The following is a 24534-nucleotide window of genomic DNA, read 5'->3' on the forward strand; positions in this document are numbered from 1 at the left end:
GAATGATTAAGAACTTAATTTGTACTTCGCTTAGCGTGGTGTGGCTTGCCTTAAGTTCAGGGAATGCGCAAACCAACAGTGTATACAATTATACAGAAGCTTTCGATCCCATTTTTTATACACAGAACGGTTCTCCATACCGTTCCGCTAGCGGGAAACCAGGACATGCTTACTGGCAAAACCGAGCTGATTACAAGATCAGCGTATCTCTAGATGAACGGACCAATAACGTTTCGGGACATTTAACCATTCTTTATACCAATAACAGTCCAGATGATCTACAACACATCTGGTTTCAATTGGATCAAAATCTATTCCGTGAAGATTCCCGCGGGCAGGCCACTATTCCCTTACAAGATAGTCGCTATGGTTCGGCCGAATCGGGCTTCAATGGCGGCTTTCAGTTAGCAAATCTTCGATTTTCAGACGGATCAAAAGCGTCGTACGACGTAATCGATACGCGGATGCGGCTGGAATTACCTCAAGCGTTAAAAGCTGGGGGTAATTCTATTAGCTTAGAAATCGAATTTTCATATATAGTGCCGGAATATGGAGCAGACAGAACAGGTATATTGGATACCAAGAATGGAAAGATATATACGATTGCACAGTGGTACCCTCGGGTATGCGTTTATGATGACATATTAGGATGGAATACAGATCCTTATACGGGACCAGGTGAATTTTATCTAGAGTTTGGTGATTTTCATGTGGAGATCGATGCTCCCGCAGATCATATCGTTGTTGCCGGCGGGGAACTTCTCAACCCAAACGAGGTTTGGACCTCTGAACAACTTGGACGTTATAAACGAGCATCCGAAAGTGAAAAAACTGTGCTGATTCGATCGGCCAAAGAAGTGACTGACCCAGCCTCACGTCCGAACAAAAAGCGTCTCACTTGGAAATATAAATTGGATAACGCCCATGATTTCGCTTGGGCCTCTTCTAAAGCTTTTATTGTGGATGGTGCAAAAATCAACAATCCAAGTGGAAAAAGTGCTCTAGCGCTCTCCGCTTATCCAGCAGAAAGCAACGGTGGGAATGCCTGGGAGCGTTCTACGGAATATACAAAGGCGTCGATCGAGCACTATAGTAAAAAATGGCTTGAATACCCCTACCCTGTAGCTATTAATGTGGCATCGAATGTTGGTGGCATGGAATACCCTGCGATTTCTTTTTGTGGTGCCACAGCGAAAGCTGGCAACTTATGGGGCGTAACCGACCACGAATTTGGACACAATTGGTTTCCCATGATTGTCGGAAGCAACGAGCGGCTTCACGCCTGGATGGATGAAGGTTTTAATACGTTTATCAACGGATTGTCCACAGAGGAGTTTAATAAAGGAGAATATCATAAAAAATTTGGAAACCGGAATAGTATGGCACCGGCGTTTTCACGATCTGATTTGGAACCGATTATGTCCTCACCACAGAATATGAAAGAAAAAAACATCGGAATTCTTGCCTATTACAAACCGGCTTATGGTCTTCGTTTGTTGCGTGATGAAATTATCGGTGCCGCGCGTTTTGATAACGCTTTTCGAAAGTATATAGCGTACTGGGCCTATAAACACCCCACACCTGATGATTTTTTCCGTACCATAGAAAATGAAACCGGTGAAAATCTAAGTTGGTTTTGGCGCGGATGGTTTAAAAATAACTGGGCATTAGACCAAGCGATCCGTTCGGTCGAATATGAGGCTTTAGATCCAAAAAACGGGGCTATCATCACAATCGACAACCTCCAAAAGTTGGCTATGCCTGTCGTTATCGAAGTGACAACAGCATCTGGACAAAAGCTAAGAAAAAAGCTTCCCGTGGAAATATGGCAACGTAATACGTCGTGGCGCTTCAAAATTAACACGACCGAAAAACTAACGAAGGTTGTCATCGATCCGGACAATGTTTACCCCGATATGGATCCATATAATAACGTATGGCCCCGTAATTAAATAAATATGAGCATGAATAAAAACATACTATATCGCGCGCACTTCCTTTTATTGTTTCTTTCGGGGATTGGCCTGAGCCTTTCAATGAAAGCACAAGAAATTAAGGGTATCGTATATGAATTGGAAAGCAGCCAGCAACTACCAAATGTGGTCGTCAAGAACCTTCGGACGGGTAAGGCCACACAGACGGATGTCGAGGGAAATTTTAGGATAAGTGGGGCCATCAACGATTTACTTACTTTTACCCAACCCGGATATGAGGTGGACACCGCTTTTGTCTACCAAGAAGGGGTACAGCGCGTCTATCTAATTCGCGACAGCAAAACGATTGCAATTGATGAGGTCGTCGTAAGCCGCCTTACCGACAGTCGTTTGGCATACGAAATAGAAAAAGCCAAAAGTGCAGGACAGGTTACCGAAGTATCCCAAAATCGTGGCGGCATACGCCTTTCTCTTTCCCGTTTATTCGGAGGGCAAAGTAAGATGGCTCGTAAGAACCTTGATCTCCTATTGGAAGAGCAGAATAACCGAAAAATAGACCGGCTTTTTACACCCCAGATGATCCGGGCAATCGTACCACTTACAGAAACCGATATGGCCCTTTTTAGGGAGCAATTTCGCCCACCGCTGGATTTTATCGAAACAGCATCGCCCGAAGACGTACGAGCGTATATTCTCGACTCCTATGGTAAATTTAAATCGGCAAAATAAAACTTTCTGAGACTATAAAAATAACATCATGCTATATAAAAAGTCTATACCACAAATTATCCAAGAAGCGAGAGAAAGTGGAAAGCATACACTAAAACGGACACTTACTAGTAGCGGATTGGTCTCTTTAGGGGTAGGAGCTATTATCGGAGCAGGCCTTTTTTCCCTTACGGGGATTGCGGCAGCAGAAAATGCAGGCCCTGCCGTTATTCTCTCTTTCATCATAGCGGCGTTAGCATGTTCTTTTGCCGGGCTTTGTTATGCTGAATTTGCTTCTATGATTCCCGTAGCAGGTAGTGCGTACACCTATTCTTACGCGACCATGGGTGAATTTATGGCTTGGATTATCGGTTGGGATCTGGTTTTAGAATATGCCCTAGCCAGTGCCACAGTGGCTGTTAGTTGGTCGCAGTACTTCAATGAGCTTTTGATGACTTTCGGGCTATCTATCTCCCCGGAATTCTTAAGAGGTCCTTGGGAAGGCGGATATGTCAATATTCCCGCTATTACCATCGTTTGTCTTTTATCTTTATTACTCATCCGAGGCACAAAGGAATCATCGACGGTTAACAATCTACTGGTTATTTTAAAGGTTGGCGTGGTTTTGATATTTATTGTTTTGGGGTGGAGCTTTATCGATTCGTCAAATCACGTTCCCTTTGTCCCCACAAATGAAGGGGAAGAAATGGTGAAAAATGGTGATATGAGTTTATGGTCTTTTCTACACAGTGAGCATTTCGGAGAGTTTGGGATTAGTGGTATCCTGAGAGCTGCCGGCGTCTTATTTTTTGCTTTCATCGGGTTTGATGCCGTGAGTACAGCAGCGCAGGAAGCTAAAAATCCTAAACGTGGTATGCCAATCGGGATTATCGGATCACTCATTATCTGTACACTTCTATATGTCCTTTTCTCTTATGTGATGACCGGTTTAGAAAACTACAAATCTTTTGAGGGGGATGCCAAGCCCGTAGCCACAGCATTTGCAAATACAGGCTATACATTCCTCAATACGGCGCTTATCGTCACAATCATCGCCGGTTATACTTCCGTTATCCTAGTAATGCTACTGGGACAAAGCCGCGTGTTTTATTCCATGAGCAAAGACGGATTGCTGCCCAAAATATTCTCCGACCTTTCTAAAAACCAAACACCCTGGAAAACGAACCTCATATTCATGGTATTCGTATCTCTTTTTGCCGGCTTTGTACCCATTTCCGATTTGGGGCACATGGTTAGTATCGGTACACTATTTGCCTTTACGTTGGTTTGCATTGGGGTGTTGGTACTTCGGAAAACAAATCCTGAAATCGAAAGACCATTCCGAACGCCATTGGTTCCGCTGGTACCCATACTAGGTATTATTGTCTGTTTGATTTTGATGGCGTCTTTACCGATAGAAAGCTGGGAACGTTTAGCAATTTGGTTAATTATCGGCATTGCAATTTATTGGTTCTATAGCAGAAAGCACAGTAGAGTAAGGCAATCTCATCGTAAATTATAACGATATAGCGCTATGAAATACGGATTGTTAACGGTTCTTTTATTTTCGATAACATCGATTAGTTATGCACAAAAAAATGACACTAAATTGGAGCATATACTACAGAACGAAATCAAAGCTTTCCAAGGGGATGTGGGGATATTCGTACAGCACTTCAAGAAAAACAGAACGGTAAGCATACAGGCGGATACCATCTTCCCTACCGCTAGTTTAGTGAAGGTACCTATTCTTGTTGGAGTTTTCAACAAAATAAATCTCGGGAAACTAAAGCTAAATACCCCTTATATCTATGACGCCAAACGTGTTTACGGCGGTTCAGGACTGATGCAGTTTTATAAAGATAGTACGCAGACGAACCTATCCACAATGATTTCTTTAATGCTGACCTATAGCGACAACGTAACTTCGATCTGGTGTCAGGAACTTGCCGGGGGCGGCAAGGAAATCAATCAACTGATGGATAGTCTAGATCTTCCAAATACTAAAGTCAATTCGCGTACGGAGGGCCGTCAACAGATTTGGGAGCAGTACGGCTGGGGACAAACTACACCACGCGAAATTGCCCAGTTAATGACGTTAATAAGACAGGGCAAAGTCATTACTCCTCGCCTTTCCGACAAAATGTATCGCTACTTAAAAAACCAATATTATAACGGTGAAGCCCTATCCCAGCTTCCGGCTCATATCGCAACAGCCTCCAAAACCGGTGCATTAAACCAAACGCGTAACGAAGTGGTATTTGTGCATGCTCCTTCGGGTGATTTTGTTTTTACTGTTTTAACAAAAAACAATAAAGATCAACGTTGGGTTGTTGATAATGAAGCGGAAGTCTTAATCAGAAAAATAACACGTATATTATGGAATTACTTCGAGCCGAACGGAAAGTTTAAAGCATACGATCCCGTACTTTAGCTATCTTTGATAACGAAAGAAGCCGTCTTTTGGCAGGCCCCAAAAAGTTAGACAGCTTCTTTTTTATTTTGTACTTTTTCCTTTGGATGTTTTTTTGGTCTTTTCTTTCCGTATGATCCCGCAATAATTTTTCCTCTTCGTGTTTTTTTATCTCCTTTACCCATAGTTTTTTGTATTTAAGTATTACAATTATAGATTGCTTGGAAGCAATTTACCAATTACCGTGCTTAAATCCAAAAACCTACCGGGATTTCTCCGATCTTTAACCTCTACTATAGTTAGGGGCTTCTTTCGTGATCGAAATATTATGTGGATGAGATTCTCTTAGCCCCGCACCAGTAATCCGAACAAATTGCGCTTCTTTCAATTTCTCGATACTACCTGCACCGCAGTACCCCATAGACGCCCTTAACCCACCTATATATTGATATACCACTTCCGCAAGTGTTCCTTTATAGGGAACACGCCCCACAATACCTTCTGGTACTAGTTTTTTAATATCCTCTTCGACGTCCTGAAAATAACGGTCTTTAGAACCTTTCTCCATAGCCTCTACCGATCCCATGCCGCGATACGACTTAAACTTACGCCCTTCGTAGATAATTGTTTCGCCGGGAGCTTCTTCTACCCCAGCAAATAATGATCCTGCCATAATAGTATCGGCCCCAGCGGCAATAGCTTTCGCAATGTCTCCTGTTTGTTTAATCCCTCCATCGGCAATTAATGGAACACCTGTACCTTTTAAGGCTTTGGCCACTTCATACACTGCATATAGCTGGGGAACTCCAACACCGGCAATAATACGCGTTGTACAGATAGAGCCAGGACCGATTCCAACTTTTACAGCATCTGCCCCTGCTTCGGCCAGGGCTTTTGCCGCTGCACCAGTTGCAATATTTCCTACAATAACCTGTAGTTCCGGAAAAGCTCCTTTAACTTCTTTTAGTTTTTCAATCACTCCTTTTGAGTGGCCATGCGCTGTATCGATAGTCACCACGTCCACGCCTGCTTTTACTAAGGCAGTAACACGTTCTAACGTATCGACCGTTACACCCACTGCCGCACCAACCATTAAACGACCATGACTATCTTTAGCCGCATTTGGATAATGTCTATATTTCTGAATATCTTTAAAGGTGATAAGACCTTTTAAGTTTCCCTCCGTGTCTACCACAGGCAACTTCTCTATTTTGTGATTCTGTAGAATTTCCTCCGCGCGAATCAGATCCGTTCCCTCAGGCGCCACTACTAAGTTCGTTTTTGTCATTAATTCGTTAATCGGCTTCGTCATATCTTTCTGAAAGCGTAGATCACGATTGGTAACAATACCGACAAGTTTTCTTTGGTTATTGACAATTGGAATACCCCCTATCTTATGCTCTTTCATTATTTTAAAAGCATCCCCCACAGTCGATCCTTCCAACAATGTTACCGGATCTTGTATCATTCCGCTCTCCGAGCGTTTTACTTTACGCACTTCTGCAGCTTGTTCGTCTATAGACATGTTTTTATGCAACATTCCTATACCCCCCGCCTGTGCGATAGCAATAGCTAAATCAGCTTCTGTTACCGTATCCATTGCGGCAGACACGAGCGGAATATTTAGACGGATCTTTTTTGTAAGCTGCGTGCTCGTATCGACGTCACGAGGCAAAATTTCTGAGTAGGCAGGGATCAATAAAACATCGTCGTATGTAAGACCTTCTGCTACAAATTTTTGTGGATCTAATTGCATATGGCAAATATCTTTGGAGTTTCTATTTGCCAGGCAAAATTACGTTTTTTTTCGATATTATCAAAAAAAACAACTTTTTTATACGAGTGATATTTCCTTTTTACAATGGGCTTACACTTCATTAGATTAAATTTGAATCACTACCATTTTTGTATTTTGGCAAACTATTTGCACTAGTGTAAGTCTAAAAAAAACCTCTTATCGGTAATCGGTAAGTTTTTGAAATTATATTTAGTAGAAGAGTTATCATGAAAAAAGTATTTCTATCCTTATTAGCAGCCTCCTTCGTCGCTGTAGGCATACAAGAAGCGAACGCGCAAGCCCGCTATCGAACCGCCCTAGGTTTAGGTATTGATGTGGGTGACGGACCGACATTAGTGGGCCCACAGATAAAGCATTTTTTTGACGGTGCAAATGCCGGAAACGCCCAAGTATTATTCGGAGATGATGTAACAGTTTTAGGAGTCGATTACTCTCACAACCAAGCTATTGCCGGAACCAACGGGTTGAATTGGTACGTAGGTGTGGGACCGCAACTTGCCTTTATCGATGGTGGACGCTGGTGGTATGACGATCGGGATGGCGATCGCACATATTTCGCCTTACGCCCCGCAGCCGGTTTGGAGTTTAAAATCCCGTCTGCACCATTAGCTTTCCATTTCGATTGGAAACCGTGGTGGAATCTTACCCATAACAGCAATTTTGAGCCGGCACGCTTTACATTAGGATTTAAATTCACGCTCAAATAGGTTACGACGCGTAAAAAAGTAGCATATCGGTATACGAACTTTAGTATACCGATATTTTTTTAAAAGCCGAACAAATACTACCTTTGCACTAGATTATATGATTAAGCTAGAGCAAGTCAGCAAGATATTCTACAAGCAAAAAAGGGAGATTCAGGCCCTCCAAAACATTACGCTCCACATTAATAAAGGGGATATCTTCGGTATTATCGGTTATTCCGGTTCCGGAAAGAGCACGCTTGTGCGTACTATTAATCTATTGGAACGCCCCACCTCCGGGAACATATACCTTTCCGGTCAGAATATTGTATCGTTTTCAGATAGAGAGTTAATTCCACTTCGTCGGAAGATAGGAATGATTTTCCAACACTTCAACCTACTTTCTTCCCGTACCGTTTTTAACAATATTGCTTTTCCATTGGAGTTAACAGGAATGGCTAAAGCAGAAATAAACAAGAAAGTAGACAACCTTCTTCGTATGGTAGATTTATCGGAAAAACGAGATGAATATCCGGCTGCGCTATCCGGCGGACAAAAACAGCGCGTAGCGATTGCGAGAGCGTTAGCCTCGGATCCAGAAATTTTGCTCTGTGACGAAGCAACCAGTGCATTAGATCCGCAAACAACCCGGGCCATCCTCTCGCTTCTGAAGCGTATCAACCGAGAAATGGGGATCACTATTGTCTTGATTACCCACCAAATGGAAGTAATACGAGCGATATGTAACCAAGTGGCCGTTATGTCTCAAGGTCAAGTCGTTGAACAGAATGACGTAAATGAACTATTTAAATCACCAAAATCATATATCACGCGAGAATTACTGAATCCAGCGTGGATCATTGATTAAACAACAGTTATGTCAGAAGCAACATTTTGGTTATTAGCCAAGGGTACTTGGGAAACGATCGCGATGACGTTTGCTGCAGGTTTTTTCAGCTTTATACTTGGGCTTCCTTTAGGCATATTATTATTCTTAACACGCGAACGGCAATTACTTGCAAACAGGCCGCTTAACAGTACGATTGCTTTTTTTGTAAACATTTTCCGTTCCATCCCCTTCATCATACTCATCGTTTGGATGATTCCATTCACACGGACCTTAGTGGGTACATCAATCGGTATGAACGCCGCCATCGTACCGTTAAGTATCGGTGCCGCACCGTTTGTTGCGCGGTTGGTGGAAAACTGTTTACTAGAAATCCCATTCGGGATTATCGAAGCAGCACGCTCCATGGGTGCCACGACGACGCAAATTGTGCGCAAGGTACTTATTCCTGAAGCCCTTCCCGCTTTAATAAACAGTGCTTCTCTTACCCTTATCACCCTCGTGGGATATTCTGCCATGGGAGGTGCTGTCGGTGCAGGAGGCTTAGGACACATCGGGTATCAATATGGCTATGTAGGTTATGACGCGTTAATTATGAATGTGGTGCTGGTTTTATTGATTGCCATTGTGTTTGGCATACAATTTATCGGCGATCGGTTATCAAAATATGTGGAGCATAGGAAGTAGGCGTTATAAAATTAAATGATAAGTTATAAATATATGTGTAATACGATTAGATCTTTACTTAGTGCGGCCATCATCTTGACCGTATTATGGTCTTGTGGAGATACAAACCGCTCGTCCGATATCCTTCGGGTAGGTGTACAAGCTGGTCCAGAATACCGTTTGGCCGAAGAGGCCAAAAGAGTTGCGAAAGAAACATACAATCTCGAAGTTGAACTGGTTTCATTCAACGATTATGTTATGCCGAATGAAGCCCTACATCAGGGTGATATCGATGTAAATGTCTTTCAGACAGCCCCCTATTTAGAGGATCAAATGGAACGGCGTGGCTATAAACTTGCTATTGTCGGAAACACCTTTGTTTACCCTATGGCGGGTTACTCCAAGAAAATAAAAAACGTGCGTGAGCTCCGATCCGGTGATACGGTCGTTATTCCGAATGACCCCACAAACTTGGGCAGGGCACTTTTGCTCATGCAAGAAGTCGGTCTTATTCGGCTTAAGGAAAATGTAGGATTACTCCCTCGTATACAAGACATTAACCAGAATGACCTAAACCTTAAGATTTTGGAACTGGAAGCTCCACAACTGCCTCGCACGTTGGATGACGCGCAAGTTACTATCGCAATTATCAACAATAATTTTGCCGCAAGCAATGGTCTTACGGCAAAAAATGACGGTGTTTTTGTAGAAAATGGGAAATCTCCCTACGTGAATATTATTGTAAGTCGAGAAGACAACAAGGAAGACGAAAAAGTAGTACATTTTGCGAGAGCCTATCAATCGGAAGAAGTAGAAGCTGTCGCGAACAAAGAGTTCAAAGGCGGAGCCATAAAAGGTTGGTAGTTTCTTTTCTTTTTTTCTCTCAAAAAAAGAAACAAAAAAAGTCGCCACTTTAAAATTTTGATAGAATGGGGTACTACAAAAATGATATTTCTACAGTTATCAAAATTTTACATGTGGCATTAAGGGTTTAATGGAGGGATAATACAATTGCATAGCCCCTCTCTTAACATTAAAATGCCGCATCCGAATGTTTTACATCTGTACAGACACATTCTTAGTATTATCCCAAATGTAAAATATTCGAAGCGGCGAGTTTTATGGACAAGTGTTCATTTTGGTGTCCATGAGCTCTCTTCGTTCGGTTTGGTTCTTTTTACGGAAAAAAGAACATAAAAAACTATTAACGATTAGGAACCGTCCATAAGAATATAGTACTTCCATCTACCGTGATGGTTTTTTCCGGCTCCCAGTCTCCCATATCAAAAGCATGCGACACAATACGTGTTCCAGGTTTCAATTCTTTCAAAATTTTTGAACGTAATTTTAAATTGACTTCAGGAAGCAAATAAAGCGTCAATACATCTGCTTTGCTAAAGTCAAAATCAAACAAATTTCCCTGTACAAAAGTCACTTTGTCGGTTACACCAGCTTCTTTTGCATTTTCGTTTGCTTCCTTAATACGTTGTGGGTCGAGGTCGACACCGGTGGATGTCGCTCCGCGCTTAGCAGCAGAAATAGCAATACGCCCATCACCACAACCTAAATCGTAATGAACATCCCCCGCTTTAATGTCGGCCAAATCCAACATAGCATCTACGACAGGTTGTTTTGTCGGCACATAAGGTACATCCAAATTAGGTGTTTGTGCGAATACCTGAAAGCCTGTCAATAGACAAAAAATCAGTAAATAATTTTTCAATGCATTCATTTTGTTTAATTTAAGGGTTCAAAAAACATGTTTATTTTATCGTTTCAATTTTGGCATAAAGAAGAAAAAAACTGTACCGAGTAACAGCACACCTACACCAAGCCACGCCCCTCTTCCGGCAAACATCAAACTGGAATAAAGCAAGTACGAGGAAGTCAAGCAAAATATAATCGGCAGCACTGGATACAACGGTACTTTGAATGGACGGGGCGCATGGGGCTCTTTATAACGTAAAATAAAAAGAGAAATCCCCGTACACAAAATAAAAAACCAAAAAATTGGCGCGGTAAAATCTACCATAGATTCAAACCCACTGCGGGCGAAGGAACCAACAATGATTAGGATGATCGCAATCGCTCCTTGCACTAAAAGTGCATTAACAGGTGTAGATGTTTCCGATTTCCAGGTACGCATAAACGAAAAAACAGAAAAGTCTCGTCCTAACGCATGATTGGTACGCGCTCCCGTAAAAATAGTCGCATTGGTCGATGTCAATGCGGCCAGTATAACTAATAAGCCAATAAAGAACACGCCGGTGTCTCCCATAATGACACGCATCGTTTCTACCCCCACTGCGTCTGAAGAAGCCAGTCCATCAATCCCCAAAACATTCAGATAGGCTAGATTTATCAAAAGATACAGGATCGTAATCAGGAGAATACTGATAATCATTACCATTGCCATCTTTTTACTACCACCGCGCATTTCCGAAGATATATACCCTGCCTCGTTCCAGCCGCCGAATGTTAATAATACCATCACCATGGCTCCACCTATTGCTGGCGTGATACCCGAACTCACGGTCGCGACGGCCGGTTGGTCGTGTCCGTCAGCATGAAAGAAAAGACCGGCAGCAATCAACGCAAGTAACCCAATGAACTGCAAACTAACCAACATTTTTTGAACACCAGTACCGACGTGAATTCCCACTACATTGATAAGCGTTAGCCCGATAACGACTATTGCAGCGTAAATGGAGGAAGAAAATGCACCTAAACTGTATAATTCACTCATGTAGTCGCCCACAATAAATGCCAGTAGTGCGATAGAACCTGTTTGAATAACACTCATCCTTGCCCAGGCAAACAAGAAAGCAAAACGCTTGCCGAAAGCACGATGTAAAAAATGATAGTCGCCACCGGTGTTAGGAAAGGCACTACTCAGCTCTGCGTAACACATGGCACCAATAAGAGAAATCACCCCTCCTAACACCCACACACCGAAAAATAATTCTGGGCTGCCTGTCTGCTCAGCAACTATAGATGGAGTTCGAAAAATACCGGCTCCAACGACAATACCAACGATGACGACAACAGCGTCAATTATGCTTAAAACTTGTTTTGGTCGGTCTGATTTAGTGGTGTGAATGACAACACCATTACGACTGGTTTTTACGGATGTTTCGGTGCTGACTTTCAGGCTCTGCGTGTCTTTCATGCGCGCTTTCCTTTTATAGGATCGATGTATTTTTGCTCATATAATAATACAAACAACTATCGAATTTGTTTGTCATTCCCTTCATACAGATGAAGATAGCCACAGTAACGACTGCAACTACAATAAAAAACCTAAAGATAACATCACCGATCTCGGCATTCCAACAAAACCTCTTGTGTAATCAAAACCGCCTAGATAATAATACCTATCTAATATATTATTCACATTGAGGCTCAACCGTACCCCCTTTATATGGTAATAAAGCGCTGCATTCCACACTTCATAACCCGGCCATCTGTCCCATGCCATAGCCCCTTCTTCATCGATAGCCATAGGATTTTCCATACGTCTGCTGTTCATAAAATTCATACCAGCACCAAAACCTAGTCCCTTGAAAGTGGCCTCTGGGATTACATATTTCATCCACACACTCCCCATGTGCTTGGGTGCATTTGCCAAAGGCATTCCCACTTCGATCTCCATCGAGGATCTTTTCACTTCCGTATGGTTAAAGCTGTAATTAGCCATCACTTGAAACTCTTTGGTTACCTGCCCCCTAAAATCCAATTCTACTCCTTGCGATATCACTTCACCCGACTGCCTATATACGGGAAACCCGCTATCACCCATTTCGCCAGTAGCAATCATCATGTTCTCTCTGCCGATATGAAACAGGGAAAGTTCTGTTTGCAGTTGGTTATTAAAGAAGCCTGTTTTTAAACCTGTTTCCACTTGAAAGCTACGTTCGGGGCGAAAGGGACTATCGGAACCATATTGCTCGTGGTTATGCATAAAATCTGCTCCCACCGGAACATATCCCTGCGAATAGCTCGCAAAATAATTCATTTGATCGTTGATATGGTACGTCAATCCAAAACGTGGTAACCAGGCATGTTGGCTCGTTTTGTAAGACTCCGCGAGATCCGCGCTGCTTGAACGGTAATATTCATGGCGCAATCCCATCACTACATTCAAACGTTGGCCTATTGTTATTTGATCTTGTATATAGAACCCCATACTTCTATAAGGGTTCAAAAAAGGAAATTCAGCCTGTGCTAGCCAAATATAAGAACCTACATCGATCACATCCCGTACAGGATTTTCCAAATTGATCGTCAGGGGCACCTCTTCCCCATCCAGCATACGTCGTCTCGCTTCTCGCTGCACATTGTTTTTGTCCCCACCATACTGGGCATAATCTACCCCCAACACGAGACGATGTGTATGTCCCGGCCTGTTCAGATTATAGCTCAGGTAGCTCACCAGATTGTCGGTGTAATCTTTTACATTCTTCGACAGAAAACGCATGTTCATGATTGTGTTTGCCGGTGGATCGGCAAAAGTGTTTAATGTGCGGAACTCATTCAAGTCTTCACCATATATCGATTTCATGTAATTCATATGAAAAGACAAGTTCTGTGTAATGTCCTGCGAAAACCGCGTCGCAAAAGTCAAGAACTTCGAACGGTAAAAATCCGTCGGCTGGTTCACATTAAACGCTCTATCTAGCCCATAAAAATCTTTATTCCGAATACCTATGCCTCTATCTAAAGCACCATCGAAATCATCGTATGTCAGGTCGACATCAATTTGCGTTCCTTCTGTGGGACGAAACGTAAACGAAGGTGCGACCAATATATTCCGCCTTTGATTGTTATCCCGAAATGTACGTGAAGTTTCATAGGCTACATTAATACGGTACAGAAATCGCTTGTCTTTATCCAACGGGCCGCCCATATCCAGTGTGGACCGGAGCGTCTGAAAGCTTCCCACACTGAAATTAATACTTGTTTTTTGCTCTTCAAGTGGCTTTTTCGTCACGAGATTAATTGTACCTCCTGGCACAATATCACCAAAAAGTGAAGCGCCGGGTCCTTTCAGCACTTCGATACTTTCCAAATTTGCGGTGAGCGGCGCACGCCAAAAGCTTGTACCATAACCATAAGCCGAGCGCATCCCATTAACCAGACGGAGACCGCTGGCATAACCGCTATTGAAACCACGTATGGTTAAATCGTCATAAACAGAAGCTTGGCTGACACCCGCCAGATCCTGTACCATATCCGTAATCTGAAAAGCTTGCCGATCCTCCATAAACTCACGACTTACCACCGATACCGATTGCGGGAGATCTTTCAATATACCCGAAAACTTACCACCTAGTTCCGTTTTATTAATCAAATACGAGTTATTCCGTCTACCCGTAATTAGTACCTCTTCTAAAGCTATCGCGGTTGTATCGACTTGTGCATAACCCGTTACGGCACAACATATCAAAACAGAAGTATAAAAAACTTTTATCATTAGCTGTTCTCCATAAAAGAATTAAAAGTGTTTGTTTTTATCACTTTCGTTTTATCTAATGTCATATGCAAGGTCTCAAAACCAGCTTCTTCACACGACAACATCAAATCAAACCCTTGCTTTAACCAGAATTCATAAGCACCTGTTAAAAAGGGATGTGTGTGTAAATAGAGTAACTCAACACCCTGTTTCTGACCCATCTTTTTTAATTCGTGCACTAATCTTGTCGCCAAACCCGATCTCCGATAAGCAGGTTCGATAAAGAGCTTAACTACCTCCACAATTTTTGTTGCTGTAAAAGAAAAATACGGAAAACGATCATCGTACGCCATCATCCCGATGGTAGCGATGAGCTTTCCTTGTCCCGTACGTGCTTGCAAAAAAACACCTAGATCAGTCTCTACATACGTTGCGGAAAATTCTTGCAGATCTCTGGGTATAACCTTATGATTCAACATGGGAAATAACTGTTCCCGTGTTTTCAATACATAAGCGATGACCTCCTCTTGGTCTTTTAGGCCTACAGGCAATATATGTATATCGTTTGTCATAAATGCTTTCGTTTAGGGATGATCAATGTTCGTCCGTCATGCTGGACGTTAGTTAAAGCGACGTGATATGTCTTTTCTAAGGTCGACAGTAATGCTACTGGATCTTTTTCTTCTAATAAATGTAACTTTTTATCCTGCATGACGTAAAATCGATTTCCGTATAGCAGCGCAAGATTAGGATCGTGCATCACACAGACGATTGTCGTGCCCGATTGCACCAGACGTTTGAGGTGTTCCATTACGGCAACCTGATAGTGTAAATCCAAATGGTTTGTCGGCTCATCGAGCAACAACACATTAGGTTGTTGCACCAAAATCCGACATAGTAAAACTAACTGCCTCTCTCCTCCCGAAAGAGCAGTATATGGTTTATCTTTTAAGTGCCATAACTGAAAAGCCCGTAGATTTTCCTCAACCAGATCAAAATCTACCTGACGTGGTGCAAATCTGGAAAAGGCAGCGCATCCTGTTAACACCACATCAAACACCGTAAAGGGAAAAGTTGTTTGATGAAATTGGGTCATGAAGCCTATCCGGAGCGTATTTTTCTTTCCCGCATGAATATCTTTCCGATTTTGATCAGCAAACAGCACTTCGCCTTTGTAATGGCGTTCCATACCGGAAAGAATGTTGAAAAGCGTTGATTTTCCACTACCGTTCCTTCCAAGAATCACCGTCAACTCTTCCCCATAGAAATCTGCCGTCAATTCAGCAAGCACTTGTTGCTTACCAAACGAAAAGGACAAATGATGAATCTGTATTAATTTCTTCATGCGTTCCAGTTTACAGCGTTTTTACGCATCAGATAAATAAACAGTGGCGCTCCCAATATCATCGTAAATACACCTACTGGAATTTCAAATGGCATAACGGCACGTGAAAAATCATCAATCAGCAACAGAAATGTACCACCGATACTCATATTGGCAAAAACGCCTATTTGGTTGTTTGGACCAAAAAAAATACGACTGATATGAGGTACAATCAACCCGAATAAGCTAATCATACCGACTGAAGCTACTGCTGATGCTGTAATCATTGTCGCCAACCCCACGATGATAAACTTAATATTCCGCGGATTTACACCTACTGCCATCGCTTCCTGATCACCCAATGCCAATAGATTAAGCTTCCAACGGAATGTGGCTATAGCGAACAAACCACCTATTATCGGTATAAATGTTGTTTGCACCTTGTCCCAAGAGGCTGTATGTAGATTACCCATTGTCCACTGTACGATCGCCTGTAATTTATAGGGGTCGCTTAAATATTGTAATACCGTTAGGAATGCCGTAAAAACGCCCGTGATAATCATCCCTGCCAAAACCATGGTAATCATCGAGGTTCTGGCACCCGCATAAGACACGAAATAAGTAATTGTTACCGCTACTATGCCAAATAAGAAAGCCGATAGATTAATCGGAATGAAGGGTATCAACATAGACAGTGCCGCCCCAAATGCAGCGCCGGAAGAAATACCCAAGGAAAACGGATCAACAATGGGATTTCTAAAAATGGCCTGTAAGACCCCACCCGATACTGCTAATGCCGCTCCTACCATAAACGTTAATAAAATACGCGGTAAGCGCACTTGCCAAAGGATAGTCTCTATATCCGTCGTTGCTCGGGCCAATTCATGGCCAAATAGGCGCTGAATTCCCATCCACATATAATGGGCTAAATCCAATATACCTACATATCCTGTGCTTCCCAATGACAGGGAAAAAAACAAAACCACAAATGGCGTCAAGATGAGCAAAAGTACCTTTACACGTCGCCCCATCCCTTAAATCTTGTTATTTTTGAGCTGATACAGCTTATCCAGTGCTTCCTGAATTTCATATTCCAATGCTTCAGCATTTTTCTCCGGATAACACCAATGCCGCAACTGTTTTGCAAACAACATGAATTTAATCGTATGTGGATCATAATTGAATGTAGGCGCCAACACATATACTGCTTTATTTTTTACAGCCGGAAGTGCCGCCAGTTCTTTTAAATCATAAACATCTTCCAGCTGTGAATTCCACAGCACGATAATATCGGGATTCCAACTGTAAAGCTGTTCTGCACCGATATTAGGCGCTTCCATTTCGAGTGGACAGGCATTTTCCGCGCCTGCTGCTTGAATAGATAAATCCATCAACGAACCTTTACCTGAAGTAGATAAAATACGTCCTTTTGACCAGGCGTAGTATACTTTTTTCCGCCGACTATTCGCTGGCCTTTCCATTGCTTTCAATTCTCCGTCAACATAGGAGATCAGTTCCTCTGCTCGATCTGCCTTATCCAGCAAGGCGGCAACACCTCGTAATTCTTTATAAATACTTTCTTTGTTTTTACTGGAAACAGCGAAAACCGGAATATTCAATTTTTCCAACTGGGCAATCGTCTCCTTATCCTGCTCATATGCAATTGCCAGATCTGGTCTCAACCCGACAATGGATTCGACATTGTTTGCCCGGCCACCGTATGTAGGTGTCGCAATTTCCTTACGCGCTATACGTTCGTCTAATTGGGAAAAGAAACGAAAAGAAGATTCATTTTGATAAACCTGTTCTGGAATACCGACAATACGGTCATGGACACCTAACATAAACAGTTCGTCCACCATCGGCTCAAATAACACCAAAATACGCTCTGCGGGTTTGCTGAGTGCTGTTTCTTGACCTCGGCTATCTTCTGCATAGTACTTCCCACTATGCCTATCTCCCTGCTTAGCCGCTTGCTGACAGCTCGCCATAAAGAGCATAGCGCAAAAGAATAACAATATATACTTAACGTCTATATCTATATATGTTTTCATAATTTTTATTTACGAGATGATCGTAACCCTACTTTTTACAAGTATATAACAAAGACATAATAATCCGGTTAATAATATATTAGAACGAGATTAGAAAACCGAATTGGATGCTCAACAGTCGCATTAGCATCTTATTTACAAACAATTAGATGAAGTATTTTAACCTGCTATAAATCGAAAATATTTTTATTTGAATGCGATTAAAATAAATTCCGAAAACCTATCTGTTGCTTATGTATAGAAACTCCAGGATCATTCGTTATCAATACGCTATTTATAGAAACCTGCGTAAATGGGAATACGCATTTCCTATTGGTGACCATGCTCGATCTCATTTATGAACGATTGTTGATGTAGGAGGAGGGATATTTTACAGATAATTTCCAAAAGCCTTGATAGCATATTTCACATCAAGGACTTTTGTTTCCATCTGTACTTTATCGCCATACTTCCCTGATAAGGCTTGAAACAGACGTCCGTCGTAAGAGACGACGATTTTATCGTCAATTAAGAATATCGGTAGATGACGATTACCTACGTCAAAACAAAAACTTCCGATAATGGTCATATCGTCAGCATGCAGCACAATACAAATGCAAGGTTCGATACGGGCTTTCACGATCACACCGTCTTCCGTATATACAGTTTCTCCATCATGAATAGGTGTTTCCGACGACCGGGAGAGGGAAACATCTCTGCCTCCCTCCGTCTTCCGTTTTATTACTGTTCTATTGGCTTCATACCATTGAAGTGATAAAAAATCTATTTCCCGATTGGAATCTGTCATGTCTTGCTGTGCTTTATCCTGCGATTCTTTTTTTTGCGTTCACTTTTTCCGTCAACCAATTACACCAATCGTCAACACCATCACCGTTCAGCGTACTGATCGATATCACGTCCAGGTTGGGGTTGACTTCACGCGCATCCTTCGTCACGGCTTCCACGGAAAACGGCACATACGGCAGCAAGTCAGCTTTCGAAACAAGCATCAATTCGCTGGTCAAAAACATACGTGGATATTTTTTTGGTTTATCATCTCCTTCCGTTGATGCCAATAGCGTAACACGGTAATCTTCACCCAAGTCGAATGCTGCCGGGCAAAGCAAGTTGCCTACGTTTTCGATAAACAATAAATCGACACCGTTTAAATTAATATGATCCAATGCTTGCAAAACCATCTGTGCTTCAATATGACACATACCGCCGGTCACGATTTGCAAAGCATTGATTCCAACTTCGCGCATACGCACAGCATCGCGTTCGGTTTCGGGGTCACCTACCAAAACGGCAATATTCAATTCACTACTCAAGCGCTTACCTGTTTCTTGCATCAATGTCGTCTTACCACTTCCTGGCGATGAGCATACATTGATCACGCATATATCTTTCAAACGCTCCCGGATGGCTTTCGCAACAAAATCGTTGGCTTTTAATAGGTTCAGTGTGGTATTATCACATTGAACAGATCCTACAGGCATTTGGTTGCTTTTTGGGGTTGTTGGATTACTCATTTTTTATCCTCCTTAAATGTTACTTGACTAATTCTTAATTCTTCACCTTGTATGATGGAATCGGATGTTTGGCCACAATCGCATACAAAGCGATGATATTGAACTTCAAACTGCTTATTACAGCTTTTACAATATGCTATAATGGGCAATATGGACACTTCCAATTCCGTATTTTTAAACCTTGTATCGTCCAGTACATAGGCTTCAAATGCATTTTGGATAAGTATTGGCTGCAAGCTACTTAATAAACCCGCCTCCAGATTAATTTTGATAATCGTTTCGTATTTATCTGGATAAGCCTCTTCCAAGGTTCTAAAAATATCTTTTACAATACCTAATTCGTGCATATTATTCTATATTAAACGGCTTTCTTACTTACCGTTCTCTGTTCAACGGTCTTTTTTACTGCTTTCTTTCCTTTTGCTATAGTTTTCTTCTTCACGGCTTCTTTAGCATCTATCATGTTAGAGGCCGTTTCTTTTGGCGTTGCTTTTTTTCGTGCTGTCGTTTTTTTCGCGGCGACCCTTTTCACTACTTTTTTCTCTGTACCCGTGCTCACAGCTTCTTTTGGCGCGGTTTCAGCTACGATACCAGCGGTTTCTTCAGCTTTGGTAACTAATTGATCTTGCGTAAATACCCAGCACATCTGTGCCAACATCGTCAAAAAACTATACAACAATTCTCCATCCGTGCCCACTGCACGAAGCAAGAGTGTGTTTTCCGCACATTCGGTAAACCCAAATGAGACATCCTCATACTCCATTGTTAGAATCTCGTCCATCTCCCCCTTCATCAGCTTCGCGAACGGGCCACAATAAATAAGGGTAGCTTGGTGTGTATATCCTTCAAAAAACAACAAATCGGATACGGGTTGCTCCTGTGGCAATAAACATTGATTGTCAGTCACGAGCAATTTACCATTTTGATAAATGCGTGTAATACTATGCAGCTTTCGAAAAGCAAAGACCTCGTCTCGATGCACTCTTCCCGCGCTAATAATATCGCCCCATATCAAGGTAGCACCATCATTAACATGGATAGTATTCACTGTTTTAAAAATAGAATCCTTAAAAGGTGTGACGGGGTGTGGTACATAGTTGAACACACTGTCTTTATCTAATAACACATTGGTCTCTTGAGACGCGCCCTCTTTCATAGGATGTAACTTATTAAAAGACTGCGTAAAAAGCTTTAACTGTGCATTTTCCTTCACGTGTACATCGATCACTAAGGAATCTTTGTCCATAATCCCCGGAGAGGCACTCATAATAATCATCTCTAAATGATCCTGTGCCCGGGGCGAACCATAATGCGTTAATTTATAAGGTGCGTTATGATAGCTCTCCTTTAACCGACTCTGATGCCCGTCTCGCTCTACATTAATCTTGATTATACTATCCATTTATTCCGGTTATTATTCTTCTAATAAAGCATATTTCTTGATCCAATCCTTGACCTTATCCAAACCCTGCAAGGTCATCAGGTTGGTAAAGATGAACGGTCTTTCTCCTCTCATCCTTTTCGAGTCACTTTCCATAATGCGCAAATCGGCGTTTACGTAGGGAGCTAAATCTATCTTATTAATCAATAATAAATCCGAACGTGTAATGCCCGGTCCGCCCTTACGTGGAATTTTTTCGCCCTCAGCCACATCAATCACAAAGATGGTTACGTCTGCCAAATCAGGACTAAACGTAGCCGTAAGGTTATCTCCTCCACTCTCAATGAAGACGATTTGTGTGTCTGGAAACCGTTGTACTAGATCTTCCACAGCTTCAATATTCATAGATGCATCCTCCCGGATAGCCGTATGGGGGCATCCTCCAGTTTCTACACCGGCAATACGTTCTGCTGGTAATGCAGAATTCTTCTGTAAAAACTGCGCATCTTCGCGGGTATATATATCATTTGTAACAACACAGATGCTGTAATCTGCAGACATCTCTCTTGTCAGTCTTTCAATCAAGGCTGTTTTTCCAGAGCCCACTGGGCCTGCTACGCCTATTTTCACATAGTTTCTTTCCATTTTATCTTTTTGAGCAATCCTTTTAAATCTCTCCACAATACATATTTCCTATTGTCAACCTGACAATAAATAGCTCGTTAAGAGATGTAAATTCTTGTATAAAGTTTTTCGTGCTGCATGCATCGGATATCTTGCACAATACAACAATTTCCTATCATGTCGGGATCCATATCTGCCTGTTTGTCGACCAGCTCTCTTATTAACGGCTGTAATTTGAAGAGAATCTTTTGTCCGTCCATTTGACTAATGGGAACAAGCTTCGCACAATTTGTTACTATTCCGTTTAACGAGTTGTAATAAAATGCACTTAAGGCGTCGTCCAAGCTGATATTTTGTGCGTGCGCGTACATGGCAAATGCCATCGCGTAATGCCCATGTGCTTCACCTTCTTGAATCGCTTTCAAATAGGCTTTACAACGTCTTACGGATTGAAAACTTTCGACTACTTTTAAGAACCGAATAGCCAACTTTTTACTGGCATCCCTGATTTCATAAGGTGATTTAAGCGATGTAATCAAGTGATCGAGTTCTATCAATTTCTGTTTTAAGGCTTTCTTCTCACAGATCTTCCAGGTTTCATGGAAAAATGCAGCATCATTGTAGAAGAAGTTGTAGCGCAACATCTTTTCGGCATACGCTTCGGTAGAGTTACTATCGTTTACTATCCCTTTGTGGATATAGGTTTCCAAACCGTACGAATGCGTAAAACTTCCTATAGGGAAAACGGAGTCATTGATTTGCAGTAACGTCAGTAATGGGTTCATGTGCCTTATTTTGCTAGTGTTATTTTGAATTTTGTTTTTCTTGACCACTCATGCATCTTCAGTGTTTGCGTTTGTGGGATTACGCGCACACTTACCGCAACATCATAGTCGCGGTTTTTCAAGAGTTGATGCACAGGCCATTCATACGCTAAGACAACTTCCGCCTTTTCGTTTATGTAGATTGGTAAATGACGGTTGCCTATCTCGAAGCAGACTTTCGCCATTTCCATCTTATCTCTAGGATGAAATATTAAACAAAGGCAGGGTAATATCCTAACAGTGATACGTTGTTGCTCACTTTCATACAAAATGTCGCCGTCTTTTAACGGTTCGCCATTCAGATTACGAAAGCCAATTTCCTGACCTCCGACCGTACGTAGTCTTAAAATACGTTTTTCGGTATCAAACCATTCGAGTTCGACAAGATCAGTAGGTTTTTCTTTCCGTATATCACCTATCCGTATATTACCCGCTATGCCTTTAGATATAATCATTAAAATAAGAAGTAACGTTGCGCCATTGGAAGCTCCGCCAACGGTTCACAAGTCGCTAACACGCCATCTACTGTTACATCATAGGTTTCTGGATTCACCTCAATATTCGGTGTTGCATCATTATGTACCATGTCCTTCTTCATGACGTTTCGACAACCTTCTACCGGCAAACTTTCCCTAGATAATCCCAAAGACTTGATTGTACCATTATCGATAGAAACTTTCGACACAAAATTGAACGATGTTTTGGTTTTGGCCTTACCGTAGTTACCAAACATCTGACGATAGATAATAGGTTGCGGTGTTGGAATAGATGCGTTGGCGTCCCCCATTTTTGAACTAAGGATCATACCGCCTTTGATAATCATTTCCGGCTTTACACCAAACATTTCTGGTTTCCACAGCACGAGGTCAGCAAATTTACCTACCTCTACGGAACCGATATATTTGTCAATACCATGTGCTTTTGCCGGATTGATCGTAAATTTAGAGATATAACGTTTTACACGGAAATTATCGTTATTGTTGGCTTTATCTTGCTCTAACGGTCCGCGCTGTACCTTCATTTTGTGTGCCGTTTGGAATGTTCTGGAAATCACCTCTCCTACTCGTCCCATCGCTTGGCTATCCGAACTCATAATCGAGAAAACACCCATATCTTGCAATATATCTTCAGCTGCAATAGTTTGCGGGCGGATACGCGAGTCGGCAAAGGCCACATCTTCTTTTACGTTTTTATCCAAGTGGTGACAAACCATCAACATATCTAAATGCTCTTCAGCGGTGTTAACCGTGAAGGGTTTTGTCGGATTTGTCGATGCGGGAAGAATATTCGGATACATCGAAATCTTGATAATGTCCGGCGCGTGGCCACCACCTGCACCTTCCGTGTGGAACGTATGGATAACGCGACCGTCGATAGCTGCAACCGTATCTTCCAAGAATCCGGCTTCGTTCAGCGTATCGGTATGGATAGCGACCTGTACATCATATTTGTCGGCTACTTTCAAAGCTGCATCAATAGTTGCCGGTGTAGCACCCCAGTCTTCGTGGATTTTCACCCCCAATGCACCTGCCTCAATCTGCTCCTCGATAGGTTTCGTTGTGGAAACATTTCCTTTACCAAAGAAACCAACGTTGATCGGCAAATCTTCGAATGCTTCGAGCATCTTATGGATAAACCATTTACCCGACGTAACCGTTGTCGCATTCGTTCCGTCAGCAGGACCTGTACCGCCACCGATAAATGTCGTTACACCGCTATATAATGCTGTTTCTACTTGTGTCGGACTGATAAAGTGAATATGCGTATCCACACCACCAGCCGTGAGGATATACCCCGCGCCACCGTGTACTTCTGTTGAGGCACCGATAACCATGCCCGGTGTCACACCGTCCTGTATATCCGGATTACCCGCTTTACCAATCCCAACGATTTTACCATCTTTAATACCGATGTCCGCTTTCACAATTCCCCAATGATCAATGATAATCACATTATTTATACAGAAATCAAGTACTTCGTCGTCTCGCAGAGCACGTGCGGATTGCCCCATACCGTCGCGAATCGTCTTACCACCACCAAATTTATTTTCTTCACCATACACCGCGTAATCCTTTTCAATTTCGATCAACAGTTCGGTATCTGCCAGACGTACACGATCGCCCGTTGTCGGACCAAATAAAGAAGCATATTTATCCCGTGGTATATACAATGCACCGTCGTCATCATAGTGTATCGACGATTTATCTAATCCTAGCTTTTCGAGACCTAAGGCATTTAATTTTGTTGTAGCAACACCAGCAGTTGCCAATCCAACAATTTTAATCCAGTCTCTTCTGTTCCATTCTCCCATAATA

The 24534-nt window shown here is 42.2% G+C and carries 25 protein-coding genes; 8 read left to right on the plus strand and 17 right to left on the minus strand.

The window, feature by feature from the left end; all coding sequences use genetic code 11:
- Window positions 1-2: 2 nt before the first annotated feature.
- The 4 genes from H8B17_RS14410 to H8B17_RS14425 are packed head-to-tail and all read left to right on the plus strand — an operon-like array spanning window position 3 to window position 5076.
- On the plus strand, window positions 3-1952 hold the full coding sequence (locus H8B17_RS14410) for a M1 family metallopeptidase (RefSeq protein WP_190309934.1): 1950 nt from the start codon (window positions 3-5) through the stop codon (window positions 1950-1952).
- A 12-nt stretch (window positions 1953-1964) separates the two neighbouring features.
- On the plus strand, window positions 1965-2663 hold the full coding sequence (locus tag H8B17_RS14415) for a carboxypeptidase-like regulatory domain-containing protein (protein ID WP_190309935.1): 699 nt from the start codon (window positions 1965-1967) through the stop codon (window positions 2661-2663).
- Window positions 2664-2691: 28 nt separating this feature from the next.
- Complete coding sequence (locus H8B17_RS14420) at window positions 2692-4164, plus strand: amino acid permease (protein WP_190309936.1); 1473 nt, start codon at window positions 2692-2694, stop codon at window positions 4162-4164.
- A gap of 12 nt (window positions 4165-4176) precedes the next feature.
- Window positions 4177-5076 carry a serine hydrolase gene (locus tag H8B17_RS14425; protein WP_190309937.1) on the plus strand — a complete coding sequence of 300 codons (900 nt, stop codon included), beginning with the start codon at window positions 4177-4179 and terminating at the stop codon, window positions 5074-5076.
- Window positions 5077-5123: 47 nt separating this feature from the next.
- On the opposite strand, the gene H8B17_RS14430 is transcribed toward H8B17_RS14425, so the two are convergent.
- Window positions 5124-5240 carry a 30S ribosomal protein THX gene (locus H8B17_RS14430; RefSeq protein WP_190309938.1) on the minus strand — a complete coding sequence of 39 codons (117 nt, stop codon included), beginning with the start codon at window positions 5238-5240 and terminating at the stop codon, window positions 5124-5126.
- A gap of 98 nt (window positions 5241-5338) precedes the next feature.
- A complete protein-coding gene (gene guaB, locus H8B17_RS14435) occupies window positions 5339-6811 on the minus strand; it encodes an IMP dehydrogenase (RefSeq protein WP_190309939.1) in 1473 nt (490 codons plus the stop codon).
- A gap of 248 nt (window positions 6812-7059) precedes the next feature.
- Here guaB and H8B17_RS14440 point away from each other — a divergent pair, with 248 nt between their 5' ends.
- The 4 genes from H8B17_RS14440 to metQ all read left to right on the plus strand — a co-directional run bounded on the left by H8B17_RS14440 (window position 7060) and on the right by metQ (window position 9913).
- Window positions 7060-7560 carry a hypothetical protein gene (locus tag H8B17_RS14440; protein WP_190309940.1) on the plus strand — a complete coding sequence of 167 codons (501 nt, stop codon included), beginning with the start codon at window positions 7060-7062 and terminating at the stop codon, window positions 7558-7560.
- 97 nt (window positions 7561-7657) lie between these two features.
- Complete coding sequence (locus H8B17_RS14445) at window positions 7658-8404, plus strand: methionine ABC transporter ATP-binding protein (protein ID WP_190309941.1); 747 nt, start codon at window positions 7658-7660, stop codon at window positions 8402-8404.
- 9 nt (window positions 8405-8413) lie between these two features.
- Entirely contained in the window at window positions 8414-9070 is a 657-nt protein-coding gene (gene metI, locus H8B17_RS14450) for a methionine ABC transporter permease MetI (protein ID WP_190309942.1), read from the plus strand.
- A gap of 33 nt (window positions 9071-9103) precedes the next feature.
- Window positions 9104-9913, plus strand: a complete 810-nt coding sequence (gene metQ, locus H8B17_RS14455; RefSeq protein ID WP_190309943.1) for a methionine ABC transporter substrate-binding lipoprotein MetQ — start codon at window positions 9104-9106, stop codon at window positions 9911-9913.
- Between the two features lie 340 nt (window positions 9914-10253).
- Here the strand turns inward: metQ and H8B17_RS14460 are convergent, their stop codons facing one another.
- From H8B17_RS14460 to ureC, 15 genes are all read right to left on the minus strand, one after another.
- Window positions 10254-10781 carry a class I SAM-dependent methyltransferase gene (locus H8B17_RS14460; protein WP_190309944.1) on the minus strand — a complete coding sequence of 176 codons (528 nt, stop codon included), beginning with the start codon at window positions 10779-10781 and terminating at the stop codon, window positions 10254-10256.
- A gap of 36 nt (window positions 10782-10817) precedes the next feature.
- Complete coding sequence (locus tag H8B17_RS14465; protein ID WP_190309945.1) at window positions 10818-12218, minus strand: APC family permease; 1401 nt, start codon at window positions 12216-12218, stop codon at window positions 10818-10820.
- 117 nt (window positions 12219-12335) lie between these two features.
- Window positions 12336-14522 carry a TonB-dependent siderophore receptor gene (locus H8B17_RS14470; protein WP_190309946.1) on the minus strand — a complete coding sequence of 729 codons (2187 nt, stop codon included), beginning with the start codon at window positions 14520-14522 and terminating at the stop codon, window positions 12336-12338.
- On the minus strand, window positions 14522-15073 hold the full coding sequence (locus tag H8B17_RS14475) for a GNAT family N-acetyltransferase (protein WP_190309947.1): 552 nt from the start codon (window positions 15071-15073) through the stop codon (window positions 14522-14524). Before H8B17_RS14475 ends, H8B17_RS14470 begins: the two co-directional genes overlap by 1 nt.
- On the minus strand, window positions 15070-15846 hold the full coding sequence (locus H8B17_RS14480) for an ABC transporter ATP-binding protein (RefSeq protein WP_190309948.1): 777 nt from the start codon (window positions 15844-15846) through the stop codon (window positions 15070-15072). The genes H8B17_RS14475 and H8B17_RS14480 overlap by 4 nt, the downstream gene beginning before the upstream one ends.
- Window positions 15843-16856 carry a FecCD family ABC transporter permease gene (locus H8B17_RS14485; RefSeq protein ID WP_190309949.1) on the minus strand — a complete coding sequence of 338 codons (1014 nt, stop codon included), beginning with the start codon at window positions 16854-16856 and terminating at the stop codon, window positions 15843-15845. The genes H8B17_RS14480 and H8B17_RS14485 overlap by 4 nt, the downstream gene beginning before the upstream one ends.
- 3 nt (window positions 16857-16859) lie before the next feature.
- Window positions 16860-17879 (minus strand): ABC transporter substrate-binding protein, encoded by a 1020-nt coding sequence (locus tag H8B17_RS14490; RefSeq protein WP_223816587.1) that lies wholly within the window; start codon window positions 17877-17879, stop codon window positions 16860-16862.
- 370 nt (window positions 17880-18249) lie between these two features.
- Entirely contained in the window at window positions 18250-18666 is a 417-nt protein-coding gene (locus H8B17_RS14495; protein ID WP_190309950.1) for an urease accessory protein UreE, read from the minus strand.
- A 13-nt stretch (window positions 18667-18679) separates the two neighbouring features.
- A complete protein-coding gene (hypB, locus tag H8B17_RS14500) occupies window positions 18680-19390 on the minus strand; it encodes a hydrogenase nickel incorporation protein HypB (RefSeq protein WP_190309951.1) in 711 nt (236 codons plus the stop codon).
- Complete coding sequence (locus tag H8B17_RS14505; RefSeq protein ID WP_190309952.1) at window positions 19387-19737, minus strand: hydrogenase maturation nickel metallochaperone HypA/HybF; 351 nt, start codon at window positions 19735-19737, stop codon at window positions 19387-19389. Before H8B17_RS14505 ends, hypB begins: the two co-directional genes overlap by 4 nt.
- Window positions 19738-19748: 11 nt before the next feature.
- Entirely contained in the window at window positions 19749-20792 is a 1044-nt protein-coding gene (locus H8B17_RS14510) for an urease accessory protein UreD (protein ID WP_190309953.1), read from the minus strand.
- A gap of 12 nt (window positions 20793-20804) precedes the next feature.
- Window positions 20805-21416, minus strand: a complete 612-nt coding sequence (gene ureG, locus H8B17_RS14515; RefSeq protein WP_190309954.1) for an urease accessory protein UreG — start codon at window positions 21414-21416, stop codon at window positions 20805-20807.
- Window positions 21417-21493: 77 nt separating this feature from the next.
- Entirely contained in the window at window positions 21494-22180 is a 687-nt protein-coding gene (locus tag H8B17_RS14520) for an urease accessory protein UreF (RefSeq protein WP_190309955.1), read from the minus strand.
- Between the two features lie 5 nt (window positions 22181-22185).
- Window positions 22186-22674, minus strand: a complete 489-nt coding sequence (locus tag H8B17_RS14525) for an urease accessory protein UreE (protein WP_223816588.1) — start codon at window positions 22672-22674, stop codon at window positions 22186-22188.
- Window positions 22674-24530: an urease subunit alpha gene (ureC, locus tag H8B17_RS14530; protein ID WP_223816589.1), complete on the minus strand. Its 1857-nt coding sequence runs from the start codon at window positions 24528-24530 to the stop codon at window positions 22674-22676. The genes H8B17_RS14525 and ureC overlap by 1 nt, the downstream gene beginning before the upstream one ends.
- Between the last annotated feature and the right edge of the window lie 4 nt (window positions 24531-24534).

Origin of the sequence: Sphingobacterium arenae, assembly GCF_014692505.1 — a bacterium.
Classification (GTDB): domain Bacteria; phylum Bacteroidota; class Bacteroidia; order Sphingobacteriales; family Sphingobacteriaceae; genus Sphingobacterium; species Sphingobacterium arenae.